This window comes from Lelliottia sp. SL45 (genome assembly GCF_026672535.1).
Classification (GTDB): domain Bacteria; phylum Pseudomonadota; class Gammaproteobacteria; order Enterobacterales; family Enterobacteriaceae; genus Enterobacter; species Enterobacter nimipressuralis.
The window spans coordinates 374,837-395,836 of the sequence record NZ_JAPPRH010000003.1 but is presented as its reverse complement, the minus strand read 5'-3'; the positions used below and the strand labels follow the sequence as shown (position 1 = coordinate 395,836).

The window sequence follows — 21,000 nt, the reverse complement described above, 5'->3', positions numbered from 1 at the left end:
CGCTTCGCCCTACTTCCCGGCCTTCTCCGCACGCTGACGGCGCAGCTCTTTCGGATCGGCAATCAGCGGTCGATAAATCTCAACGCGATCGCCATCGCTCACAACATCTGCAAGTTTGACCGGACGACTGTAGATACCGACTTTATTCTTCGACAGATCGATATCGCTGCGCAGTTCCAGCAGACCAGAGGCGCGAATCGCTTCTTCAACGGTTGCCCCCTCGTCCAGCTTCACCCGCTGCAGGTATTGTTTTTCCGGCAGGGCGTAAGCCACTTCCACCGTGATTTTAGGCGACACTGTAAACCTCTTTGGCGCGCGCACGGTGAATGCCTGAACCATATTGGAGGCCAGCTCTTTAAAGATGCGGCCAAACGCCAGTTCAATTAGCTTATTGGTAAACTCGAAATCCAGATGAAACTCGATGCGACAAGCATCAGCGCTCAGTGGCGTAAACTTCCAGCCACCCATCAGCGTTTTGAACGGCCCATCCACCAGTTGCATCAAAATACTTTGATTGTTGGTTAGTGTATTACGGGTCGTGAACGTTTTGCTGATCCCCGCTTTCGACACATCCACGGCGGCAGTCATCTGCGTCGGGCCAGCATCCAGCACCCGGCTACCGGTACATCCCGGAATAAACTGCGGATAAGACTGGACGTCATTCACTAACTGGTACATTTGTTCCACGCTGTAAGGCACAAGCGCAGTACGGCTAATCTGAGGCATAGCATTTTCCATGGTCACACAACGGACAAATAATAACATTTATCCCTTGTTAAAAAAACGCTAAGCCTTATCTCGTGCTAAGATAGCGCGTTGGACCTCACAGGATGCAATCGCAATGAGGTTACTTTTTGAACTCAGATTACCTATGGCTTCACGACACTTATGACGAAGAAAAAAGCACATAAACCTGGCTCGGCAACCATTGCGCTGAACAAGCGTGCCCGCCATGAGTACTTCATTGAAGAAGAATTCGAAGCTGGCCTTGCGTTGCAGGGCTGGGAAGTCAAATCCCTGCGCGCAGGTAAAGCCAACATCAGCGACAGCTATGTGATTCTGATTGATGGCGAAGCCTTCCTGTTTGGCGCAAACTTTACGCCGCTGGCCGTCGCCTCTTCACACTACGTTTGCGACCCGACGCGCACGCGTAAACTGCTGCTCAATCAGCGCGAACTGGCTTCACTTTTTGGCCGCATTAACCGCGAAGGTTACACCGTCGTCGCCCTGTCTCTGTACTGGAAAAATGCCTGGTGCAAAGTGAAAATCGGCGTGGCGAAGGGTAAAAAACAGCATGACAAACGTGATGACGTGAAAGACCGTGAATGGCAGGTCGACAAAGCGCGTATCATGAAGCACGCAGGCCGTTAATTTCTGCCTGAATTATGTACTTTTCACACTGATTTAAGAACTTATCGTTCCACGCTGGCATCACCGATGCCAGTTCTGATATACTGGGTTCAACACATTGGGGCTGATTCTGGATTCGACGGGATTTGCGAAACCCAAGGTGCATGCCGAGGGGCGGTTTGCCTCGTAAAAAGCCGCAAAAAAATAGTCGCAAACGACGAAAACTACGCTTTAGCAGCTTAATAACCTGCTAAGAGCCCTCTCTCCCTAGCCTCCGCTCTTAGGACGGGGATCAAGAGAGGTCAAACCCAAAAGAGATCGCATGGATGTCCTGCCTGGGGCTGAAGTGTTAAAACTAATCAGGCTAGTCTGGTAGTGGCGTGTCTGTCCGCAGGTGCCAGGCGAATGTAAAGACTGACTAAGCATGTAGTACCGAGGATGTAGGAATTTCGGACGGGGGTTCAAATCCCCCCAGCTCCACCAAAATTCTCCATCGGTGATTACCAGAGTCATCCGATGAAGTCCTAAGAGCCCGCACGGCGCAAGCCCTGCGGGCTTTTTTGTGCCCTCAATTTGTCCCGCGAAGTCCGAAGATAACTAATTAAATCCGAACCTTTTAGGCACCTTGTTAGGCACCTCATAAAGCTTTATTGTTTTTGAGGTGCCTAAAACTATGGAAACCCGGCAATGGCAAGACAAACCAAACCTCTATCCGTTAAAGAAATCGAATCTGCTAAACCCAAGGAAGCGGACTACGTTCTCTATGATGGCGATGGCCTTGAGCTACTTATCAAATCCAGCGGGAGTAAAATCTGGCAGTTTCGCTACATTCGCCCCGTCACTAAGAAGCGAGCGAAAAAGAGCATTGGCCCCTACCCGTCAGTTACGCTTGCCGATGCCAGAAACTACCGGGCAGAGTCACGCTCTCTCCTGGCGAAACAAATCGATCCACAGGAACATCAGCAAGAACAACTTCGCAGTTCGCTTGAAGCTAAAACCAATACTTTCCAGCTCGTGGCTGAACGATGGTGGAATGTGAAGAAAGCCAGCGTGACAGAGGACTATGCCGACGATATCTGGCGCTCTCTTGAAAGAGATGTCTTTCCTGCAATTGGCGACGTTAGCGTTACAGATATTAAAGCTCACACACTGGTTCAGGCCGTCCAACCAGTTCAGGCCAGAGGAGCACTGGAAACCGTTCGTCGCCTGTGCCAACGCATTAATGAGGTCATGATCTACGCCCAAAACACAGGGCTTATTGATGCTGTTCCCAGCGTTAATATCGGTAAAGCCTTCGAGAAGCCTCAGAAAAAGAACATGCCCAGCATTCGACCGGATCAGCTACCTCAACTGATGCAGACAATGCGAACAGCCAGCATTAGCCTTTCCACACGCTGCCTGTTCATGTGGCAACTTCTTACTATTACCCGCCCTGCCGAAGCGGCTGAAGCTCTCTGGGAAGAGGTAGACATAGAAGCGCGAGAGTGGAAGATTCCTGCAGCACGCATGAAAATGAACCGCGACCATACTGTTCCATTGTCAGATGAAGCAATTGCGATACTGGAGATGATGAAGCCGTTAAGTGGAAATCGAGAATTTATCTTTCCCAGCCGCATCAAGCCAAACCAGCCGATGAACAGTCAGACCGTAAACGCATCGCTAAAACGCGCAGGTTTTGGTGGGGTCCTCGTTTCACACGGTTTGCGATCTATTGCCAGTACAGCTCTCAACGAGCAAGGTTTTCCGCCTGATGTGATTGAGGCTGCATTGGCCCACGTGGATAAGAATGAGGTTCGCCGTGCTTATAACCGCAGCGATTACCTGGAACAGCGTCGCCCGATGATGCAATGGTGGGCTGATTTTGTGATGGCAGCTGATTGTGGAAGTATGATTGAGGGCAGTATGAAAGGAATGAGGTTAGTAGGGTGACGGGTAACTAATAACAGTTCCTACTTTAATACAGTGCTAAATGAGGCTTTAAATTTCATCCCCGTAAGCGCCAAAAACGGAAGTTGGTATTTTTTGCCAAATTGAAAGATGCTTACTGATATGCCAGCTAAACCCGTGCCTATCCAGATTCAGTTATCGTTTCTGAAATCAGGTTGTTAGACAGTAAAATGGGTCGAAGGATGACCCGTTTTTACTTATTCGAAAATCGGCTCGCCATCACCGGGAAAAAACCATTCGCAGACTTTACCGTGTAACCTAATGCGCTTAATACCGGGCTGATTTCTGGACGATGAGCAGTGCACACTACCACTCTGAATCCGAAAGCCAGAACTACAGACTGGTTCGGGACCGGGACGCACCGCTGTTCTCTTGATATGGAGCTTTCGACTACCTTCCATAGCCACCGATTTGCTCCATAGCGATCAGTCAGTCCGCAATGAACCCACGGTGGCGCCATTTCGCCCGTACGAAATCCTTGAAGTTGTAGCCCTGTCCGAGATTGAGTCCATCGGCGTGATCGCAGACGATGATCTGTGGCATCACGCCCGTCTCACGCGCCGTATCATCACAGAAATGCGCCATCTGCGTGAACATGTTCGACACCGCATCGATGTCATCATGCAGTTCTATACCTTGGGTGTCCTCGGCCCGCAAATTCTCGGCTTCGAACTCCTCGCCCTCATCCTTGGAAGGGAAGTACACCTGAGTTGGTTGATCCAGAAATAGGATGGGGGGGATTGCACATTTGTCCCCCCAAGCAGCGAACTGGTAATGTAGCGCCATAAACAGGGTGAGGTGTGAGTACACCCAGTTGGCACCACTGCCCATAGAGCGGAGAAACACTTTCTTGTGCGCCTCTTTCTCGTGCCACAGGTCAAACGTATTAATATCAAATCGCAGGGAGCCCTTCCTGTAGGTCTCCTCGAAATGGAACCGCTGACCGATCTCCTTCATTTTTTTGTTGATATCCCGAGATAACCGATCCAGCTCGATATCAACGTCATACTTATCCAGAAGCTCCTGATACTTCTTGACCTGCTCTGCCCAATACGCCTTAATCTTCTTGAGGTCAGATGGCGGATTCTCGATGAACTCATCGATAGCGATCTCAAGTAACAGCTTGGCCTTTTTCGGCGCATCTTCGAGCGAGCTTGCTTCTGCAACCCGCCTATCATGCTCTTCGAAAGGTTTGAGCGAGGTTTGAACGCTCTTCAGCTTCAGCCGAATTTCCTTGATCTCCTTTCTCAGATCACGACTCTCCTGCCCCAAGCTCTCTCGGGCGTAGGAGGAAAGCCTCAACTCGGTATTGAGCCACTCAATCGCCTGAGTGAGTTTGTTCGCCTGATCTTCGGGAATGTCGGAGTGCGACTCACAAACGGGGCAGAACGTGTGATCAAAGCTCGTGGAACGAGGGACTGTCAGTGACGCATACGAGGTACCGATCCCCTTGACCTGCTCGACAGACCGTTCCAGCAGGTTCAGCCGGCCAATGGCTGAGCGTAGTTCGGCCACAAGCTTGGCTTTCTGGTCACGCAAGGAGTTGAGGGTTTTCTCGTAGTCGTCGGCTAGACCATCCACAAAAACTGGGGTCGCGAGCATAAGCCTGAGCGCTTCCTTTGGCTTGAGGAAAATTTCATCTGCCGTCATGTCGAAGAGGGGCTTTCCTGCAAGAGCTTGGTACTGATCCAGCAGTCTGTTGAATTTCGCGATGGCCATCTCTCGCGCTTTGTCGTCTTTCGGTATTTTCAGCTCAACACGCCGAAGCTCATAGGACGCCTCGGTCAGATCTTTATACACATCAAAGTAATCTTCCTTCACGATCCCCATGAGAATCTTGAAGTGGTCGATCGCCTGGTCTCGTTTAACCTTCTCATCGAAACGGTAGAAAATCGCATGCTTATTCGCGACCAGATTCTGGTGCTGCAGCATAAATGACGGGAAGCTTCGCACGGACGGCGTCGCACCTTTGGCCCCCGTGACCTGCTTATACATTGGGTCTGTATCAATGTTCTCCATCGTGATACCGAAGAACTTGCCCAGGCTCTTCAAGAACTGATCTTTGTGAATATAGTGTCGTTCATCGAAGAAGTATTCGACGTGTCCCATGAGCTCAAGAATGTTGTCCGCCTCTGTCCCAGTGACTTCACGCAAGAAGCAGCGTTTGGAAGCTGCTGTACGCCCTATTACCAAAGTCAGCGTAGGGAATTGCAGGACGGTGAAAAATGTCTTGCCACGCTCGGTCAGCTTGCCATCAGGGATAGTGTCTTCGCTGCTGCCCAGGCAATAGTCGAAGATCTCCAAGATAGCACTCTTACCTGTCGAAGACTTCCCGGTAATGATGTTCAGACCCCGAGTAAACTCCACAGCATGAATCCGGTCGTCTTTGTCAACGACGCCGATAAACCTTACATAGCAGTTCATAGCGATTTCAACCCCAAAGACCTGTAAACAGAAACAACATTTTCACCGTTAAACACAACAGCGAGCTTTCGTGCGTACTTGATGAGCTGGGCATTAGCATTTTCTTCCCTGATCTTACCTTGGGGTTCCACCGACATGTCGTCATTGACCTTGATGCTTTTCTCGGAGGTAAGGATGAGCAGGGAAGCATGGGTGATTGGCTTGTATTCCTCGATCCTGGCCTCCAAGCCAAGAACACGGCTTGGCTCCTGCATCAGCGTGCGCAATGAGCTGTTTTTCTTGGCATAGTTCAAGAACTTATGCATGGGCTTGTATGTCACTAGCGGCAGCACTAGGTAGCTAAGAAGGATGTCCTTCTCTGTCGGATCCCAGTGGTCATAGAACGAGTGGATGATGGGCGCGAGAGCAAATGGCGTCCGGCGCAAGGTATAGATGTAGTCGGCAGCGTTCAGGTTCACGGCCATAGTCTCCAGTAAAACGTTTTGTCTTCGTCATCGGTTTTCACATCAGCCAGCATGTGGTAGATGCCGTTTCGAAAGTCCGCCGTCGTATCTTCAAAGGTGTTTAACTGCACCACGGTTTCGGCGTGCTGCTTGTAGAAGAACTTCAGCGATTGGCGCCGCAACTGGATGGGACAGGTCTCATCCATGCAATCAACCATCGCACTCAGGCGTCCATCCAGATGACGATCAAGGTGGTTTTTCTGGTAGCGCTTGACGTCAAATTCAGAGGCCAAGTTGTCGCTATACAGCTCATCAATGACCTCACCCGCAATGAGCAATTGCAGGGCGGCCTGCTTGATCCGTGCTTCACCACCGATCTCTCGAATTTTCTGGACGAAAGGCCGGTCAGCAATTTCATCAAGATCAATCTTCTGCTTCAGAGCGTCGGTATCGACCTCCGGAAAGATGCTCGAATGTTTCATGTAGAGCTTGGTCAGATCAACAAACTTGGCGGTGAACTCCTCGCAGGTGATCTCCCAGCCAGTATTGATGTACCGCGAGCTCCCAATAAAGCCCAGGATGTCATCCATGAAGGTCTGCTGCTTCGACTCCCGTATGACCCTGAGTTTGTCCACCTTATACGCTCGTTGAGCGAAGGTGAGCCGGTGATGAATACCGCGCGCTCCAGCACCTCCAGCAAATCGTCTCTGATTGCCAGATCCATGACCGACCGCTGCAACTGCAGGGTTTCCGATGGCTCCGTCGCCTTGGAGGCGGCAAAGCGCTGCTCAGCACCGTCGTAGATCGCAAGCAGTAAAGCGAGCTTTTCGCCAGCGGTGGAGCCGTTCCAGTCGGTCAAGGTGGACTTGGGTGAGTACTCCTGGTTCGTCAAGAGTATCAGGCTTTCGTAGGCCTTATGGTCAAACGCTTTATTCAACCAATTATTCAAGGTGTTCCAGATGTTCTGGTGGCCATCTCTCAAGGTATCGGCATACAGCTTGACCTCCACCTGAGCCACATCCTCCAAGGTTACATCGCCGTACACCTCGACCCAGAGGCGTTTCCCCTTCTCCAGCTTATGGCAGTACTCAAGCGCAACAACTAACTGATACATAAGGGCTTCGAAAAGCTTCGAAGCATCAAACGGCAATTTCTCTGACAATTTATCCATAAACATTCCATGACCGACTTCAGAGGCAAGAGCGACCATTACACTGAATGCACTCTAGCGTGATGATCCATATTCCTGGAAACGCCGACTGAGACTTTGCCACCAACTTGATCAGTCTCAAATACTATATAAAAAGACAGTAACTGCGACGGTTTTAGACCCCAATATAACTGATAAATAACCAATTAACTCAATTGACGCCACCAAATAGTAGCACTGCAAACCAAGTGTTCGCAAAGGGCTTTCATTTACTAGGGGATAGCTTCTAAAAACTATCAAAGGGATAACGCTTACTGCTCATGTGAACCTCTCTTTAAGCCATTTTAAATGACTCTGAGGTGTCTGTTAAACCCGTGGCGATTCAACCGCCGATATGACTGTGAACGGATTTCCAAGGAGAGTAACTCAGGTGACCGAGCGAGAGATGTGACCACTCGCCTACTACAGTATATCTAGTGTGATCATTGTCTCTGTCAACGATAAAAAAAATCCGCCAACCTACGATGACTGTGGCTATGCACTTGGCCGGATGATACCGGTGCTACATCAATATGACGATGTCGAGCTCATGCCATATCGATCCGATCCCGAGCTTATCACTCGGGTGTTTTTCTTGATCAGATATTGCTACTATGATCGGCATAGAACAGTCTGGATTGATTACCTTCTAAGGGTCTATTATTCGGCGCAGTTACTTGGAAAGTACAGCACATTGCAACTAGTAATTTTATAACATCTATGTGCGAGGGATGAATATGCAAGGTTTAAATTATCTATCGGAAGTGGAAAAACTAAAACTATTTAAAAACATTCGAATCGGAATGAGCTCTGAGGAAGAGTTTGATGTTTTCCTTACTTCTATTGGGAATGATAAAAATAAAGATGAAATAAAAAGGCGAATTAACGGTTTATTTTTAGAGGACGAATTCGCTTTATTGTGCTTTTTTATGGAAGTATGTACAAGTTTAGCGTCTTTAGGCCAATCACCAGTAAATAACACTGGCATTAAGGTACCGGATTATCTGGCCAGTTTTAACATGCCCAAGGGTAAGGAATTAAAATGTTTTATTGAGGTAAAGACAAGCAATGCTTTAGAAACCAAAAAAATCTCAGGATCTTTTTTAAATAAGTACAGTGAGTTCTGTCACAGATTTCGATACCCTTTATTTATTGCATCACGCATACATCAAAACAATCTTCTTTTCTGGATATTGCAAAGTGAGAGTGAGTTTATAGATTCTGGGCGAAAAGTAGAGGTGTGTAATTTAACTAATAATAGTGGGTGTATTCTCTTAGATGATTGGTTTATTTGCGCAATTAGTGCCTTAAAAGTGACAATTCATTTTAGCGAGTATCCTTTAGTATCTCAGGCCAGATATGAGGACAAGGGGTATTTACATCGAATTACCGTATCACAGGAGTATGGTGGAAAGATTTACGAGTTTAATCTTGATGAGAAAGAATTTGTTTTAAATGCCTTCCTTGATGAGTTTCAGTCTAATGATGTTTATTATAAAGAAAAAAACATATTAGTAAGAGAAATACCTGAGCACTCTGGTGATCTATTGAGCAGCTTATTACTAAGGATGAATATGAGAGTAATTGATTCAGCCAGCCCCGACGACAGATTGAATGCAAGTAGAATGTTGGTAAAAATAGAATCAGGCTACAGTTCTTACATAAACAAAAGTTATTTGAAAAACATAATTAATATATTAAATAAAAAATCAAACCTAAGCGGCGCCGGGACTATTTTTGCACCACTGGGACTTGGTAGTGACCAAGAGAGAAAAAAGAAAATGGGCGAACTACTTAGGCTTTGTAAATGAGAATGTTATTTACTTACATGCATAAAGTATAGGTTCTCTACCCTGCGCCTTTAGGGACTTTTTTTCCTTATCATTGCGTTAAAAGATGCATTAATTACTGTATCATTTCTAGATCAATCAACCGGAGAATTCGTGAAAATAATATTACCACGTCCTCTTCTTTCTCTTCAGAGGACCCAGAATAGACATGCTTTTGAATAAATGTGTATATCTCATCATTAATTAACCCCAGAGCCTCCCTTCTGCTTTTCCGGCCATCCTCAGGATTGTTATAATGCAGGAAATTGATCACTTCAGCTTTAGATGAGTGAAAAGTGATGCTATTGCTTTACTACCATGAGTGGCCTGTTCTTTTTTTCTTGTCTAAGTTTGTTGCCATTTTTCATGATGAACAATTCCTTTACACATATCGAGAAGTTCCATCGATTTAAGCAACAATTCAACACCATCGCGTCTATCCAACGTCACTAGATGTAACACCAAATGTTCGTTTATTGTCGCCAGAAAGATCCATTCATTTACTGATTCCTAGATAGTGTCATCCGTGACGATATTGCCAAACCGATCACCGCCCGTGACCACAGGTCAAAAAACACTGACAGCCCCTATCTGTGCATAAGTAAGTGATGTCCCACGCCTGCTTCTGGTTCGGCCGCAGGCGATGAAGACCTTCTTCAGCAGGTTTTCTTATACCGGCAGGCCGTGTTCAATGAGCTGACCGGGCTGAACTTCCGGCTCACTTTTGCCCGCCGTCCCTGACGACGCAGACTCGCTATGATGGTCTTGAACTCCTATCTATTCATCAACCATACGCGATGCCCATAGCGCTGTTTGGCACCGAAGACGGTCTTACATGCAGCCTCATCACAGATGCGCCCGAACCGCTGACTCACTCGGAACGACAAATCTATGATCGCCATAGAATCTCATACTTTAATTCATTTACATTTATTGAGAGGAGGAATACAACAGTCAACACCGTTGATAGCACAGGGAAAGTTATATGGCTTCTGCAAGACAAGATTTTGATCGGTTTGTTAGCTGGGTTTACCAATCTGAGGCAATCCCATCAGGTGTCCGGCAACTGGCTAGCCTGTGTCTTGCAAACTTTGATGCTCTTGCAGGAACTTCCAGAAATCGCAGCCAGCGCTCCATCTATCTGGCGCAGTTGATGCGTCAGCAACTGGCGCAGATCCCCGAAGGGCCTCCCGCAATTGAAGCCAATATTGAGGTAGGTGAATGGCCATGGTCATGCCTGCATAGGCTGACTTTAGGCCCCTTCCGCGGTTTCAGAACACCAGAATCCTTTGAACTTGATAAGCAGATAACGCTGCTTTACGGTCCCAATGGAAGCGGAAAAACCAGCCTTTGCGAAGCACTGGAATATGCTTTGTTAGGTGATGTCGAGGAGGCAGGAAACAAACGCATTGCTGCACGAACCTACCTCGCGAACCTCCATGCTGGCCGTTTCGCCCCACCCATTCTCAAAGCACTCGATGGTAGAGGACGGGAGCTGGATGTTGCCCCAAATCCAGATACGTTTCGCTTTTGCTTCGTTGAGAAAAACCGCATTGATTCATTCTCACGAATTGCTGCCCGCCCCAATGCCCAACGTGCAGAACTTATTGCCACACTGTTTGGCATGGACCAGTTCAGTGACTTCGTGGGTCACTTCAATGAGAGCATTGATAGCCAACTCGTATTGGCAGCAGACAAGCAAGCCACACTTGAAACACGTCGCGCCGGACTGCAGGCAGATCAGCTGATCGTGGACGGCGAAGCTGAAGCAGTCAGGGTACTCACAAGCGAAGAGTTAGCTTTAGCCGAAAGTTATGCGCCAGGAACAACGTACAGCGACCTGAAAGCTTTGTTAGGTAGCGAAGCCGCGCCAGGGCGTCTGCAGCAGTTAGACGCCATGCTGGAGGCCGTCCCCCCCGCTATTATTGGCATCAGCGGCCCAGCCCTTCAGGAAACTTATGACAGGGCGGAGGCACACAAGAACGAATTCAACCGTATTACGGAGAATCTGAGAGCTCAGAGCGATCAGGTATCTTTCAAAGGACTTTACGAAGCCGTACTTGCCCTGCGCGAGCCCGTGGGGGATCGTTGCCCAGCGTGCGATACCCCACTCGTTGGTCAGAACCATGTTGCAATCGACCCGTACGAAAAAGCCTCAACCGGACTGCAACAGCTTGAAGCGCTGGCTCTCCTTCAGGAAAGTCAAAAAGCAGCGGAGATTGAAGTTAACCGCATCTCCCGAGAACTCAGACAGATCCTCAAAAAAATAGAGTTATTCATTGATGCCGATCCCGTGACACCTGTAGGTGAGTTCCTCGCTGCATTGCCCGAAGAACCTGCTGGATTCTGGTGGGAAGCTATTGCGCCTGATAATGCCGGGATGAACCCGTCTCTGGCACAAATCATCGAAATAGCAGATCAGATTGCGGGGCAAGATACTGCTACAAGAGTGTCACAACAGGGACGCCAGCAGTTAATTGAGGAACGAAACCGACTCAGGGATTTCCAGCTTCGCGTACAGATGCAGGACCAAAAACGTCATCAATTGAAAGAGAATATTGACGCAGCAGCTGCTCGTATTAGAGGGTTTGATGAAACAAACGCCCCTTTAATTTTGGAAGTAACGCAAGAGCAGCAGGACATCGTAAGGGACACGCCGCTAAAGACAACGTATGACCTTTTCCTTGAAGCAATAAGATCGTACCGCAACCAGCTACCCGGGCAGCTCATGGCGGGACTTAACGAGTCAGCCATGACGCTCTACAACTCATTTAACCGCAACGATCTTGACGCTGATAAGCTCGCCGCACTCTATTTGCCATTAACCGGCGAAGAAAAGATAGAAATTTCATTTCGGGCTGCCCCTGAACGCCGGGTAGATGCACTGCATGTTCTGAGCGAGGGCCATGTTCGCTGCCTTGGCCTCGCCATTCTGCTGGCGAAGGCGAGGAGCATTGCATGCCCACTCATTGTTTTCGATGACGCTATCAATGCCATCGACCACGACCACCGTGGCGGCATACGAGAAACGATTTTTGAAAACGACACCTTTGAAGACACTCAGCTTATCGTTACCTGCCACAGCAACGAATTCATCAAAGATATTCAGCAACATCTTCCCGTAAGACGGCGGAATAACTGCCGCGTCTACCTTCTCAGACATCATGATGGCAATCATCAACCTCGCGTCCGCAGTAATGTAGCGAGCGCAAACTACATTGCCAGAGCAAGAGCGGCCCGTGAAGTTCTTAATGACCGGGACGCGTTAGCCGCATCCCGACAGGCATTAGAAATGCTTTCAGAAAAGGTATGGAAATGGCTTAGCAGTCATGAACAGGGCGTTCTCACGTTACAAATCACGGCGGCGGGTGCCGAGCCACAGCTCCGAAACCTTTGCGATTCGCTTCTGAAAAAACTTAGAAGTGCTACCACTTTCCAGCATGCCAATAAAGAGCCATTAATTGCAGCCTATGGCACGATTCTGGGCATTCCAGAACAGAATCTGGTCTGGACATATCTGAACAAGGGAACACACGAAGAGGAAAATCGCGATGACTTTGACGCAGAGCATGTCGAGTCTGTTATCGCGACCCTCGAAGCTTTGGATGCGTTAGATTTACGCCACGGAAGATAGCACTCAAATTAAGAGAGAAAGAGTAGATTCGAGTGCTAGTGGTATCGAGACAATGGGACAGAGTATGACGACGAGCATGATTTCTCATCTTGTGATAGTACCGGATGACACGCGTAAAAGGCGAACAACCTTCTTTCAGGGTTTTTCAGATTTTTGGCACCCGGACTATTTAACGATATTAAAGGCTCTAACCCGATTTCCACACGACCTCGGCGACATATACTTTACAGGTACAGGATACGTACTGACTAAGGCCTTAGGCAGCCCGCTACAAATACAGACGTTACGCGCAGACCTTGTTGAACAGTACTTATCAGAATATAAAACACAGCCCCTCATCGTGTGGAGTACGACATTAACGGTAGACGCGGTCAAATCAGCCATCGGGCAAAAACCAATAATTCATATCTCAACAGCCCAACAAGAGGGCGTTGTACACGTTGACTCGTTGAACAATGACACTGTTCTGGCACTCATTTCTGGAATTGTTGATGCGCTGGCTAAAGAGCACGATGAATTCAAGGAATTCAAAGAATTTGTTGAGAACAAAAGAGCAGAAACGCCACAAGAAACACTTTCTGTCAACGCAAAAGGACATAACTGTACCGAACCTATGCTGGATGTTTTACTCAGTTATGGCGCACAAATTGACGTTACACCTATTAAACCTGCAGGCGAGACAACTGAACACATTACAGGGATGATTGAGCTGGGTGCGCTGATTGACGGACTTCGCCCGGAGCAAATAAACACATCCCCACTCAGAAAAAATGATGTGATCATTCATTGCCCCTCGGTTTACACCTATCTGTATCGTGCAGACAGTGCACACTGGCAACAGCTCAACAGGAAACTTAATAACCCCAAACGTAATTTTCTACGGCGCGTACTGATAAGAAGCTGCGGTTATGGCAACTCAACGCTTCAGATTGCCGAGAAAGATATTTTCAATCCGTATGAGGACCCGATATTAGGACCGCTGTTGTATGATCGGCAAATCGAATTGAGACTTTTCACGACGGCCATCGCACTTGTCGCTGTCAACCAATTCGCGCCTGCATTTAGACTTCCAAATGATGTAATGCTTCATCATGACAAGCTTCGGGACATCGGAAAACTCCTGTGCTCAAACGACAGAAGATGGCGCGAAAAACTCAACACAAGAATGCAGGAATATGGCCAGCTGCTTAAGACAGAAATTGGGGATGCTCTGTTAGCCAGCATATTCAGTGAAAGAGAGAAAATTTTAGCCGTATGCGATTTTCCAGTTGAATGGGTGCCGGTTAACCAACTCCCCATAATGTTCAGGTACGAGTTATCCCGGATACCTTCAACCCCGGGAAATGTCGCTCTGTTCGTATTAACTTCACGACCGATGTCAATTTTCAGATACAGCGACTTATGTAACGTACTCATAATCAGGTCTTTTGCTAACAACGACCCAATCAAGGATCACCTGTCGGATATAGTGCAGGCAAGAGAGCAAGCCCAAAGACTTCCAGGCATGAACATTCAGATAGTCGATGTTAAAACACGCCAGGAAATTGTCGACGCGCTTAACTCCTTTACAGGATTAATGGTTATTTTTGATTGCCATGGTGGTCATGGCGGTGAAACAGATTCTGCCTGGTTAGCCATAGGAGATGAAAAACTGAGTGTCTGGCATCTTTATCAGGAAGCCAGGATCCCTCCTATTATCGTTCTGGCAGCATGTAGCACCCATCCGGCCGAAGGCTCGCATGCCTCTGTCGCGAATGGTTTTCTGGAATCTGGTGCATTCAGCGTCATTGGAACATTTGCGCCAGTCGACTCTTCTCACACTGCCGTGTTTGTGACCCGACTTCTGGAGCGGATCGCCATTTACCTTCCGTTAGCACTAAAACGAAGAGCGTACTCCTGGCGTGAGGTTGTGACGGGGCTGCTGAGAATGTCATATGTGCGTGATGTTCTGGAAGGACTTCGGGACAGACTCGGCCTTCTCAATCAGCAGCAATATGAAAAAATTCATATTCAGGCCAATATGCTCATAAATACTCATGAGGACAAAAATTGGTTTGAGCATTTCAGATCTCTGATTTCAGATGAAACTGGATTAGATAAAGACACTGAAACCAAGCTATGGGATGAACACTTCCAGTTTGTAGAGACTATGTTGTTTGTTCAACTCGGCAGACCAGAAAATGTAATGATTGTTATCGAGGGCGAGTAATCGTTTTTTCGGAAGTGCCGCTTAAAATAAATTCCCGGTATGCGGCGGGTGACTTCATCTGGTGGGGCTGCATGCCTCACGCGTATTGAGCATTCTCAGTTGAGGACTATATGACGACAGATCCGTTTTATGAACTCTATCGCCAGCTCGCCGTATTACGAACGGATGCTGACAATAGCCATTCCGTTATCGCGGAACTGACCTTGCTGTGCCGCGAAACAATAAGAGCCTCATCCCCTGAAGAGTGCATTCGCACCGCAGATAATTGCCTGCATGAAATCGGTCAGTCTGCTCCGCTTTTTGCACTTGCCCTCTCCTCCTGGCTGACCGATAAAGAGTGTATTGGACTGGCGAAAGCCCTCGCGCATGAGGCAAGCGTGTGCCACCTTCAGGCAGCAAACCCACAGGCGTACGACCTGTCCTCCGTCGATGAGTCACGCGCCATACTGGCCGCGTCTCGGCTCTGCGCCCTGCATGTCTCCCCCGCCATCTCACTCGGCTGGGCTTTAAGCCTGGCAACCGCTTACCCTGCCAGCGCCACGGCACTAAATGCGGCCGGCGCACTCCTGCAGCATCATATAGAAGAGTATCCCTGGACCACGCAGCGGCTGCTTGCCAGCCCTGGATCCCCGTTTAGTTCGCTTGAACTGGCGCACACCGCGCTAGCACAGCTGGAACAGCAGCAAAACCATCTGAAGGCGCTACCGGTGCTCCGTGAGCTTACGATGACGCCTGAGATGCGTCTGATGTATGCCAGTCTGAAACGCAGTGAGAACCGGGAGATTCAACGGCACTCGGAAGAGCACTCTATTTTTGGTCAGTTCGTCACAAAGCAATATTTCAAATACGCCAACAAAACTGCCGTCGAGTTTTCCGTGGGTGACGGTGTCAAAGAAACCTCGCTGGAAATGTCGCCCTTTCAGATTGAAGTTGAGTTGCCTATCACCTGGCGCACCGATCCACTGTCAGGTGAGCTGACCAGAAACAGGCTGTGGAAAGGAGAGCTGGAATGAGTATTCAGCTGGTTCTCTCCCATTATCTGGCGGGCCTGCGTGAGCGCAATGAGCTCGATGTTCTGCTGCCAGAACTGCTTAAGTCCATGGGGCACAATGTGCTCAGTCGCCCACAGATTGGCCCCGCGCAGGCTGGTGTTGACGTGCTGTCGACCAAAGCGGGTGCCGACGGGGTTGATGAGGTTTTTGTCTTTATCATCAAATTCGGTAACGTCGGACGGGCCGATTTTTACGGTGGGCCACAGTCTATCGACCCCTCTATCCGGGAGGCCTGCAATGACTTCCTCAGAAACCGTTTACCGGAACGGCTCAAGCCGCTGCGCAAGCGGATTGTTCTGGTATCCAATGGCGTACTGCTGCAGGAAGCCCAGGCCGGTTTTTCAGCCCTTACGGAAGACATCGCAACACGTCCGCTTTGCAGTCTTGAATTCTGGGGCACCGATCAGCTCACACCGTGCATAGAGCAATACCTCTTCGATGAAACATTACTGCTGGCTCGGGGAAAATCTGACCTGCGCGCCGCCCTGGCCGGCCTTGAGGAGTCAAGCTCAGCGATAAACCGGTTTATCCGCTTTGTTGATGCCTGTTTTGAAATACAGGCCGAGGAGTCAGAACAGAGTGCGGAGACGCGAAAGAAGAAGTTTTTAAGGCGATGTGCCGCCGCGTCGATGGGCTGGGCGGTCCTGCTGGTCTGGGGAAAAAGCGAAGGCAATTTAAAGCCTGGGGTCGTTACCGGCGAATACCTGATACTGCGTATGTGGGCCGAGGCGGTAAAACTGGAATTGTACGCCGACAACGCCTTTATCGACCGCTTTGAAACGCTGGTTACGCTGCATATACAGGCTCTGGTGGACTACTTTGAAAAAGTAATGCCAACCCTGGAGTCACCGCGCGCCGTCCTCCGCTGGCGCCCGGATCGCGTCTTCTACCTGGAGCTTATGTTTGAGGAGCTGGGTCGCATGTCTACCCTCTTACTATTGCTCCAGCAAAAACCTGGAGAGGAGACGCTTCGCACGACGATTCGCAACGCCATCATTCATCTGGTCAATCAGCATTCGGGGGTGCTACTTCCCCTTTATGACGGGCACAGCATCGACTTGACCCTGCTCTTCTGCGCCCTGATGGGTGAGTCAGACTGGGACAATACGCGGATTATCGCAGGAGAAGTTGTGGCCCGACTTCACCATGCGCTGAGAACAGAATGTTATCTGCCGGTCGACACCGACTCGCTGGAAGATGCTATTGCCCTCAACAGTAACAAGGCTGAGAGTCGTGATTTCTTCCAGACCTCAACGCTGGTGCCGGCACTCGCGACGGTGACTTCATTGCTCGGCGATGAAGAAGCCCTCCAGACGCTGCGTGACCAGCTCCTGCCTCTGATGAAGGGGGTAACGCTTGAGCGCTGGTTCCCGACCACAACACTTGAAACACTCAGCGGCTCAACACTGGGGATCCACAGCGTCGGTATTTCCAGAGCATTGTCTGGCCTCAGGCCTTCAGCAAAGGAGGAAGCCGAGGCGTCAATTAAAACCTTTGACGGTGCAGCCGTCCCCTCAGACTTCAGGTGGTACTGTAACTGGCAAGTCCTGATCGCGTTGTCAGCCCGCCTGTATCGACACCCACTACCCACGTGGTTTATCAATGAATACAGCCCAACAGGACCCTCCGCTGATTAGTACTCGCCCAGCCAATAAGCCGTGCTAGATTACGTAGCAGCTTTCTTAAACACTATTCCAGTATTAATATTCTCGCGTATATCTGCTCAGCATTGCTGAGCAGATATACAGCTTTATTACTTAGCGCAAATGGAGGGCTAAGTATCATTTATCCATACACGCCGAATTCGATGTTGCAGTAAAGAATATTACTTGACCACTTCACCCATCATCAATTACAGGATATTCATGCACTCTGAAAAACAAGCGTGTATTTATCTCTTACAGGTTACAGCCTCTTCAAAAGCAACTTTAATTTCGTCATGCTTTTCATACCATCCACGAAGTGTTCTCGGAAGATTATCATATTTCAACACAGGTTTTTTTCCGGACGCCTTCGACTCCTTCTCAATAAAGGTGCAAAGCCCTTCATAGACTCCCTTGATTGCATCCTCAACTGTTTCCCATTTATTTTCTGATGCCCTTAGCCTCAGGAGACGGATAAGCTCAACCTTAACTGGAGCATAGTTTGTCCCTCTGCTCCCCCCTGCTTTTGTTGCTTTTTCTGTCCTCTTACTTTCCTCTTCTTCCTGACAATTTCGCCAGTCACAATACTCATACATCCCGACCATTGCCCCGCAATAGTAATGCGCATCTTGTAAATGCTCACATGCTTCAGCTAGCAAGCCACTATCATGCTTGAATAAAGCTAGGTGATAGTGGCATAAGGACAAAAGCAGGTAGTGTCCGAGTTCATTGAGAAACCATGCTCTGTGCCGTAAATCTGCAGCTTCAGATTTAAGCAATGCGGCACTCATCTTCAAAAAATTCTTATCTCCGTATGTCTCTCTTTGTATTTCGATCCATTGCTGCGCTTCAGTGTCATAGGCATTAATTTTTTCGACAGGAAAACCCTCATACTCAGCCAGCCTATCAGTTTCCTGCTCACACTTTAATTTCAATATGTTGTATAGCTCATTCATTTTATTTTCCCTGAAGATTCAAGCAACGCGACAACGTGAGCTAAAAGTAGAAAACTAGATTTAGCTCACGTCTATCTCTCAAAAATTCTATCTCTAGTATCTGTCCGGACACAAACAAACCGGAGCAAAACAATTATGTCAACGAACAATCTGAAAATACTGCGTATCTCAGCTGTAACCAAAAAGCTGGGGATCGCAAGGTCGACCATTTACGACTGGCTCAATGTCAAATCGCCACGCCATGATCCAGCCTTCCCAAAGCCGTATCGTCTGGGCAAACAATCTGTCGGCTGGCGTGAATCCGAACTGGATGAGTGGATTCTCCAGCGTATACCGGCATCGGCCTAAGACATCCCTCGCCTTCGTAGTTTATCGAGAAGGCACTTACCGGATTAACACGTAATCAGTGAACATCCACTGTATGCCTTCACCTGGCAGGGTAAGTCGCATCGGTGATGATGTTCCTGATGAATTAACTCACTGCAAAGGAAATAAAGATGAACCAATTACCACTAATGCCAGGATATCACCATCTGGTGATTCCTGTCCCAACCATCCCTGTATGGGCGTTTACATCTGTGATGCAAAATGCCATTAACCATCTACAGGATGGGGGGAAGATTCCGGTGGAATTAGCTGTCAATGTAACTTTGGCCGCTGTATCTGAAGCCTGTCAGCCCCTGGTTGAAGTGATCAATCCTTTTACTAATTTGCCTGAACCCGATGCACTTTACATCCTGACTCTGGCAGATTCAGGTACAGGTAAATCGACCGTAAACAAACTGCTCAGGGAGCCATTCGACAAGCTGAAAGCTGAGTTGGATGAAGCCTTTCAGAAGAAATTGGCTGCATACGAGCGTGATTATGCCGTCTGGGAGACAAAACTTCAGGCCCTGAAGAGCAACCTGCGTACCGCAGTCAAAAAACGCCTCTTTCCCAGCGACGCTGAAGCTGAACTGACATTACATACGGACCTGAAGCCCAATAAACCTGTATTGCTCACCCTTGTCTACAACGATGCTTCGGTAGCTGCACTCATTGAAGGATTAAGTGAATATCCAACTGCAGCCGTGAACTCCGATGAAGCGAGCTGCTTTTTTGAATCCTGCGTGAAAGATAATCCAGCATTTTTTAATAAAGCCTGGGATGGTGATCTCTATGAACACAAACGTAGCCATCAAGTCACCCGCAGTTTTAAACCGACACTGACATTATCGTTAATGTTGCAGAGACCTCTCTTTCTCAATTTCATGAAAAAGAATCAGGACAAGCTTTTAAATAGTGGTCTGTTAGCCCGTTTCCTGTTTACTAATATCCCCACTAAAAATGTCACGAACATGGGCCATCGTCATCACTCGAATACATTTTTCCGTGATGAAACTGCAATACCTCTTTTTCATGAGCAGATTAAGAAGCTACTGAAAAAGCAGAAGCAACAAATCATTTCGGGTAAAACTGAGAAGAAAACACTCAAACTTTCCCCTGAAGCTGCAGAGTTTTGGGAAAATAAACGTGATATCTGGATTTCTTTACCAATAAATGATCCTCGTTGGCGTTGTATTGATTACATGCTGCAGAAAGCCAACACTAATACATTACGTATTGCAGGGTTACTTCACTACTTCTCTGACCAAGAAACAGAAATTATTCCACTCAATGTTGTTCAGCGTGCATCCCTTATCATGGATTGGTATCTCAACCAAGCAGTATCTTGGTTTTATCAGTTCACTGATGAATATAAGTTTTATCAGGATGTGGAAGAACTCCGCCAGTGGATTCATAATAAATTTACTGCCAATGGCTGGCTCCCATTCAAAAAGAATGACATCATCAAGTATGGACCCAATAAATTCCGCCGCAGCGACAAACTTGAACCTTTGATGAATTACATCATTGGTCAACCAGGAACGGGTTTTTTTACCACATTCCGGACAAGTGCTCATTCAGCCGAGTATATTACCTGGCGCATGAGCAATGGCTTTTACGCCCCACTCGCTGCACCTCCGGTTCAATACTTGCCACAGCAAGCGCCTAAGCTGATTAATTCGTCTAGCATTGTCTAAGGCACTCAATCAGCAGCATCATGATAGCAACTCATGCTACTGAATTGTTATCAAAACCCACACTCAACAGGCTCATTGACTCCTCTGCGTCATGGGCCTTTCATGCCTTAAAACAAAAGCATCCCTGCATTATTCTTAGCTACAATTGCTACAGTAGCAGGTTGTAGCGGTGTTTTGAGATACGCATGACGTAAAAATACACCAAATCGCTCATTCTTCATCCAGACTAATGTCCATCGGATCACCCTGTTAACACGTTGC

General features: G+C 48.1%; 15 protein-coding genes, 1 other RNA gene and 2 pseudogenes. 10 read left to right on the top strand and 8 right to left on the bottom strand.

The window, feature by feature from the left end; genetic code table 11:
• Positions 1-9: 9 nt before the first annotated feature.
• Both OVA10_RS07815 and OVA10_RS07810 read right to left on the bottom strand, forming a co-directional pair.
• The gene (locus OVA10_RS07815) at positions 10-297 is read right to left on the bottom strand and encodes an RnfH family protein (protein ID WP_100779240.1); all 288 of its coding nucleotides are present in this window, start codon (positions 295-297) and stop codon (positions 10-12) included.
• Positions 287-726: pseudogene (locus tag OVA10_RS07810) on the bottom strand (type II toxin-antitoxin system RatA family toxin). Before OVA10_RS07810 ends, OVA10_RS07815 begins: the two are co-directional and overlap by 11 nt.
• A gap of 162 nt (positions 727-888) precedes the next feature.
• Here OVA10_RS07810 and smpB point away from each other — a divergent pair.
• The 3 genes from smpB to OVA10_RS07795 all read left to right on the top strand — a co-directional run bounded on the left by smpB (position 889) and on the right by OVA10_RS07795 (position 3,279).
• The gene (smpB, locus tag OVA10_RS07805) at positions 889-1,371 is read left to right on the top strand and encodes an SsrA-binding protein SmpB (RefSeq protein ID WP_095282985.1); all 483 of its coding nucleotides are present in this window, start codon (positions 889-891) and stop codon (positions 1,369-1,371) included.
• A gap of 99 nt (positions 1,372-1,470) precedes the next feature.
• Positions 1,471-1,833: a transfer-messenger RNA gene (ssrA, locus tag OVA10_RS07800) on the top strand.
• A gap of 204 nt (positions 1,834-2,037) precedes the next feature.
• On the top strand, positions 2,038-3,279 hold the full coding sequence (locus tag OVA10_RS07795) for an integrase (RefSeq protein WP_033811201.1): 1,242 nt from the start codon (positions 2,038-2,040) through the stop codon (positions 3,277-3,279).
• A gap of 447 nt (positions 3,280-3,726) precedes the next feature.
• On the opposite strand, the gene OVA10_RS07790 is transcribed toward OVA10_RS07795, so the two are convergent.
• The 4 genes from OVA10_RS07790 to OVA10_RS07775 are packed head-to-tail and all read right to left on the bottom strand — an operon-like array spanning position 3,727 to position 7,335.
• Positions 3,727-5,721 carry a DUF3732 domain-containing protein gene (locus tag OVA10_RS07790; RefSeq protein WP_033811202.1) on the bottom strand — a complete coding sequence of 665 codons (1,995 nt, stop codon included), beginning with the start codon at positions 5,719-5,721 and terminating at the stop codon, positions 3,727-3,729.
• Positions 5,718-6,185: a three component ABC system middle component gene (locus OVA10_RS07785; RefSeq protein ID WP_033811203.1), complete on the bottom strand. Its 468-nt coding sequence runs from the start codon at positions 6,183-6,185 to the stop codon at positions 5,718-5,720. Before OVA10_RS07785 ends, OVA10_RS07790 begins: the two co-directional genes overlap by 4 nt.
• Entirely contained in the window at positions 6,176-6,754 is a 579-nt protein-coding gene (locus OVA10_RS07780) for a hypothetical protein (RefSeq protein WP_268195722.1), read from the bottom strand. Before OVA10_RS07780 ends, OVA10_RS07785 begins: the two co-directional genes overlap by 10 nt.
• On the bottom strand, positions 6,658-7,335 hold the full coding sequence (locus OVA10_RS07775) for a hypothetical protein (protein WP_268195721.1): 678 nt from the start codon (positions 7,333-7,335) through the stop codon (positions 6,658-6,660). Before OVA10_RS07775 ends, OVA10_RS07780 begins: the two co-directional genes overlap by 97 nt.
• A gap of 755 nt (positions 7,336-8,090) precedes the next feature.
• Between OVA10_RS07775 and OVA10_RS07770 the strand changes: the two genes are divergently transcribed.
• The gene (locus OVA10_RS07770; protein WP_033811204.1) at positions 8,091-9,164 is read left to right on the top strand and encodes a hypothetical protein; all 1,074 of its coding nucleotides are present in this window, start codon (positions 8,091-8,093) and stop codon (positions 9,162-9,164) included.
• A gap of 536 nt (positions 9,165-9,700) precedes the next feature.
• Here the strand turns inward: OVA10_RS07770 and OVA10_RS07765 are convergent.
• Positions 9,701-9,949 (bottom strand): annotated as a pseudogene (locus tag OVA10_RS07765) (IS3 family transposase); the annotation flags it as partial.
• Positions 9,950-10,167: 218 nt separating this feature from the next.
• On the opposite strand from OVA10_RS07765, the gene OVA10_RS07760 reads away from it, so the two are divergent.
• The 4 genes from OVA10_RS07760 to OVA10_RS07745 all read left to right on the top strand — a co-directional run bounded on the left by OVA10_RS07760 (position 10,168) and on the right by OVA10_RS07745 (position 17,714).
• The gene (locus OVA10_RS07760) at positions 10,168-12,816 is read left to right on the top strand and encodes an AAA family ATPase (protein WP_077888866.1); all 2,649 of its coding nucleotides are present in this window, start codon (positions 10,168-10,170) and stop codon (positions 12,814-12,816) included.
• Positions 12,817-12,880: 64 nt separating this feature from the next.
• Positions 12,881-15,025, top strand: coding sequence for a CHAT domain-containing protein (locus OVA10_RS07755; protein WP_033811205.1), 2,145 nt, complete (start codon positions 12,881-12,883; stop codon positions 15,023-15,025).
• A 110-nt stretch (positions 15,026-15,135) separates the two neighbouring features.
• A complete protein-coding gene (locus OVA10_RS07750) occupies positions 15,136-16,038 on the top strand; it encodes a hypothetical protein (protein WP_052011700.1) in 903 nt (300 codons plus the stop codon).
• The gene (locus OVA10_RS07745) at positions 16,035-17,714 is read left to right on the top strand and encodes a hypothetical protein (protein WP_033811206.1); all 1,680 of its coding nucleotides are present in this window, start codon (positions 16,035-16,037) and stop codon (positions 17,712-17,714) included. Before OVA10_RS07750 ends, OVA10_RS07745 begins: the two co-directional genes overlap by 4 nt.
• Before the next feature lie 254 nt (positions 17,715-17,968).
• Here the strand turns inward: OVA10_RS07745 and OVA10_RS07740 are convergent, their stop codons facing one another.
• A complete protein-coding gene (locus OVA10_RS07740; RefSeq protein WP_033811207.1) occupies positions 17,969-18,676 on the bottom strand; it encodes a hypothetical protein in 708 nt (235 codons plus the stop codon).
• 135 nt (positions 18,677-18,811) lie between these two features.
• Between OVA10_RS07740 and OVA10_RS07735 the strand changes: the two genes are divergently transcribed.
• Both OVA10_RS07735 and OVA10_RS07730 read left to right on the top strand, forming a co-directional pair.
• Positions 18,812-19,024 (top strand): helix-turn-helix transcriptional regulator, encoded by a 213-nt coding sequence (locus OVA10_RS07735; RefSeq protein ID WP_033811208.1) that lies wholly within the window; start codon positions 18,812-18,814, stop codon positions 19,022-19,024.
• A gap of 149 nt (positions 19,025-19,173) precedes the next feature.
• Positions 19,174-20,739 (top strand): DUF3987 domain-containing protein, encoded by a 1,566-nt coding sequence (locus OVA10_RS07730; protein ID WP_064757807.1) that lies wholly within the window; start codon positions 19,174-19,176, stop codon positions 20,737-20,739.
• The last annotated feature ends 261 nt before the right edge of the window (positions 20,740-21,000 follow it).

What these genes read in the sequence shown, in the direction of transcription:
- smpB (WP_095282985.1), top strand. Translation starts at nt 889, where the DNA reads ATGACGAAGAAAAAAGCACATAAACCTGGCTCGGCAACCATTGCGCTG.
- OVA10_RS07795 (WP_033811201.1), top strand. Translation starts at nt 2,038, where the DNA reads ATGGCAAGACAAACCAAACCTCTATCCGTTAAAGAAATCGAATCTGCT.
- OVA10_RS07790 (WP_033811202.1), bottom strand. Translation starts at nt 5,721, where the DNA reads ATGAACTGCTATGTAAGGTTTATCGGCGTCGTTGACAAAGACGACCGG.
- OVA10_RS07785 (WP_033811203.1), bottom strand. Translation starts at nt 6,185, where the DNA reads ATGGCCGTGAACCTGAACGCTGCCGACTACATCTATACCTTGCGCCGG.
- OVA10_RS07780 (WP_268195722.1), bottom strand. Translation starts at nt 6,754, where the DNA reads ATGGATGACATCCTGGGCTTTATTGGGAGCTCGCGGTACATCAATACT.
- OVA10_RS07775 (WP_268195721.1), bottom strand. Translation starts at nt 7,335, where the DNA reads ATGGATAAATTGTCAGAGAAATTGCCGTTTGATGCTTCGAAGCTTTTC.
- OVA10_RS07770 (WP_033811204.1), top strand. Translation starts at nt 8,091, where the DNA reads ATGCAAGGTTTAAATTATCTATCGGAAGTGGAAAAACTAAAACTATTT.
- OVA10_RS07760 (WP_077888866.1), top strand. Translation starts at nt 10,168, where the DNA reads ATGGCTTCTGCAAGACAAGATTTTGATCGGTTTGTTAGCTGGGTTTAC.
- OVA10_RS07755 (WP_033811205.1), top strand. Translation starts at nt 12,881, where the DNA reads ATGACGACGAGCATGATTTCTCATCTTGTGATAGTACCGGATGACACG.
- OVA10_RS07750 (WP_052011700.1), top strand. Translation starts at nt 15,136, where the DNA reads ATGACGACAGATCCGTTTTATGAACTCTATCGCCAGCTCGCCGTATTA.
- OVA10_RS07745 (WP_033811206.1), top strand. Translation starts at nt 16,035, where the DNA reads ATGAGTATTCAGCTGGTTCTCTCCCATTATCTGGCGGGCCTGCGTGAG.
- OVA10_RS07740 (WP_033811207.1), bottom strand. Translation starts at nt 18,676, where the DNA reads ATGAATGAGCTATACAACATATTGAAATTAAAGTGTGAGCAGGAAACT.
- OVA10_RS07735 (WP_033811208.1), top strand. Translation starts at nt 18,812, where the DNA reads ATGTCAACGAACAATCTGAAAATACTGCGTATCTCAGCTGTAACCAAA.
- OVA10_RS07730 (WP_064757807.1), top strand. Translation starts at nt 19,174, where the DNA reads ATGAACCAATTACCACTAATGCCAGGATATCACCATCTGGTGATTCCT.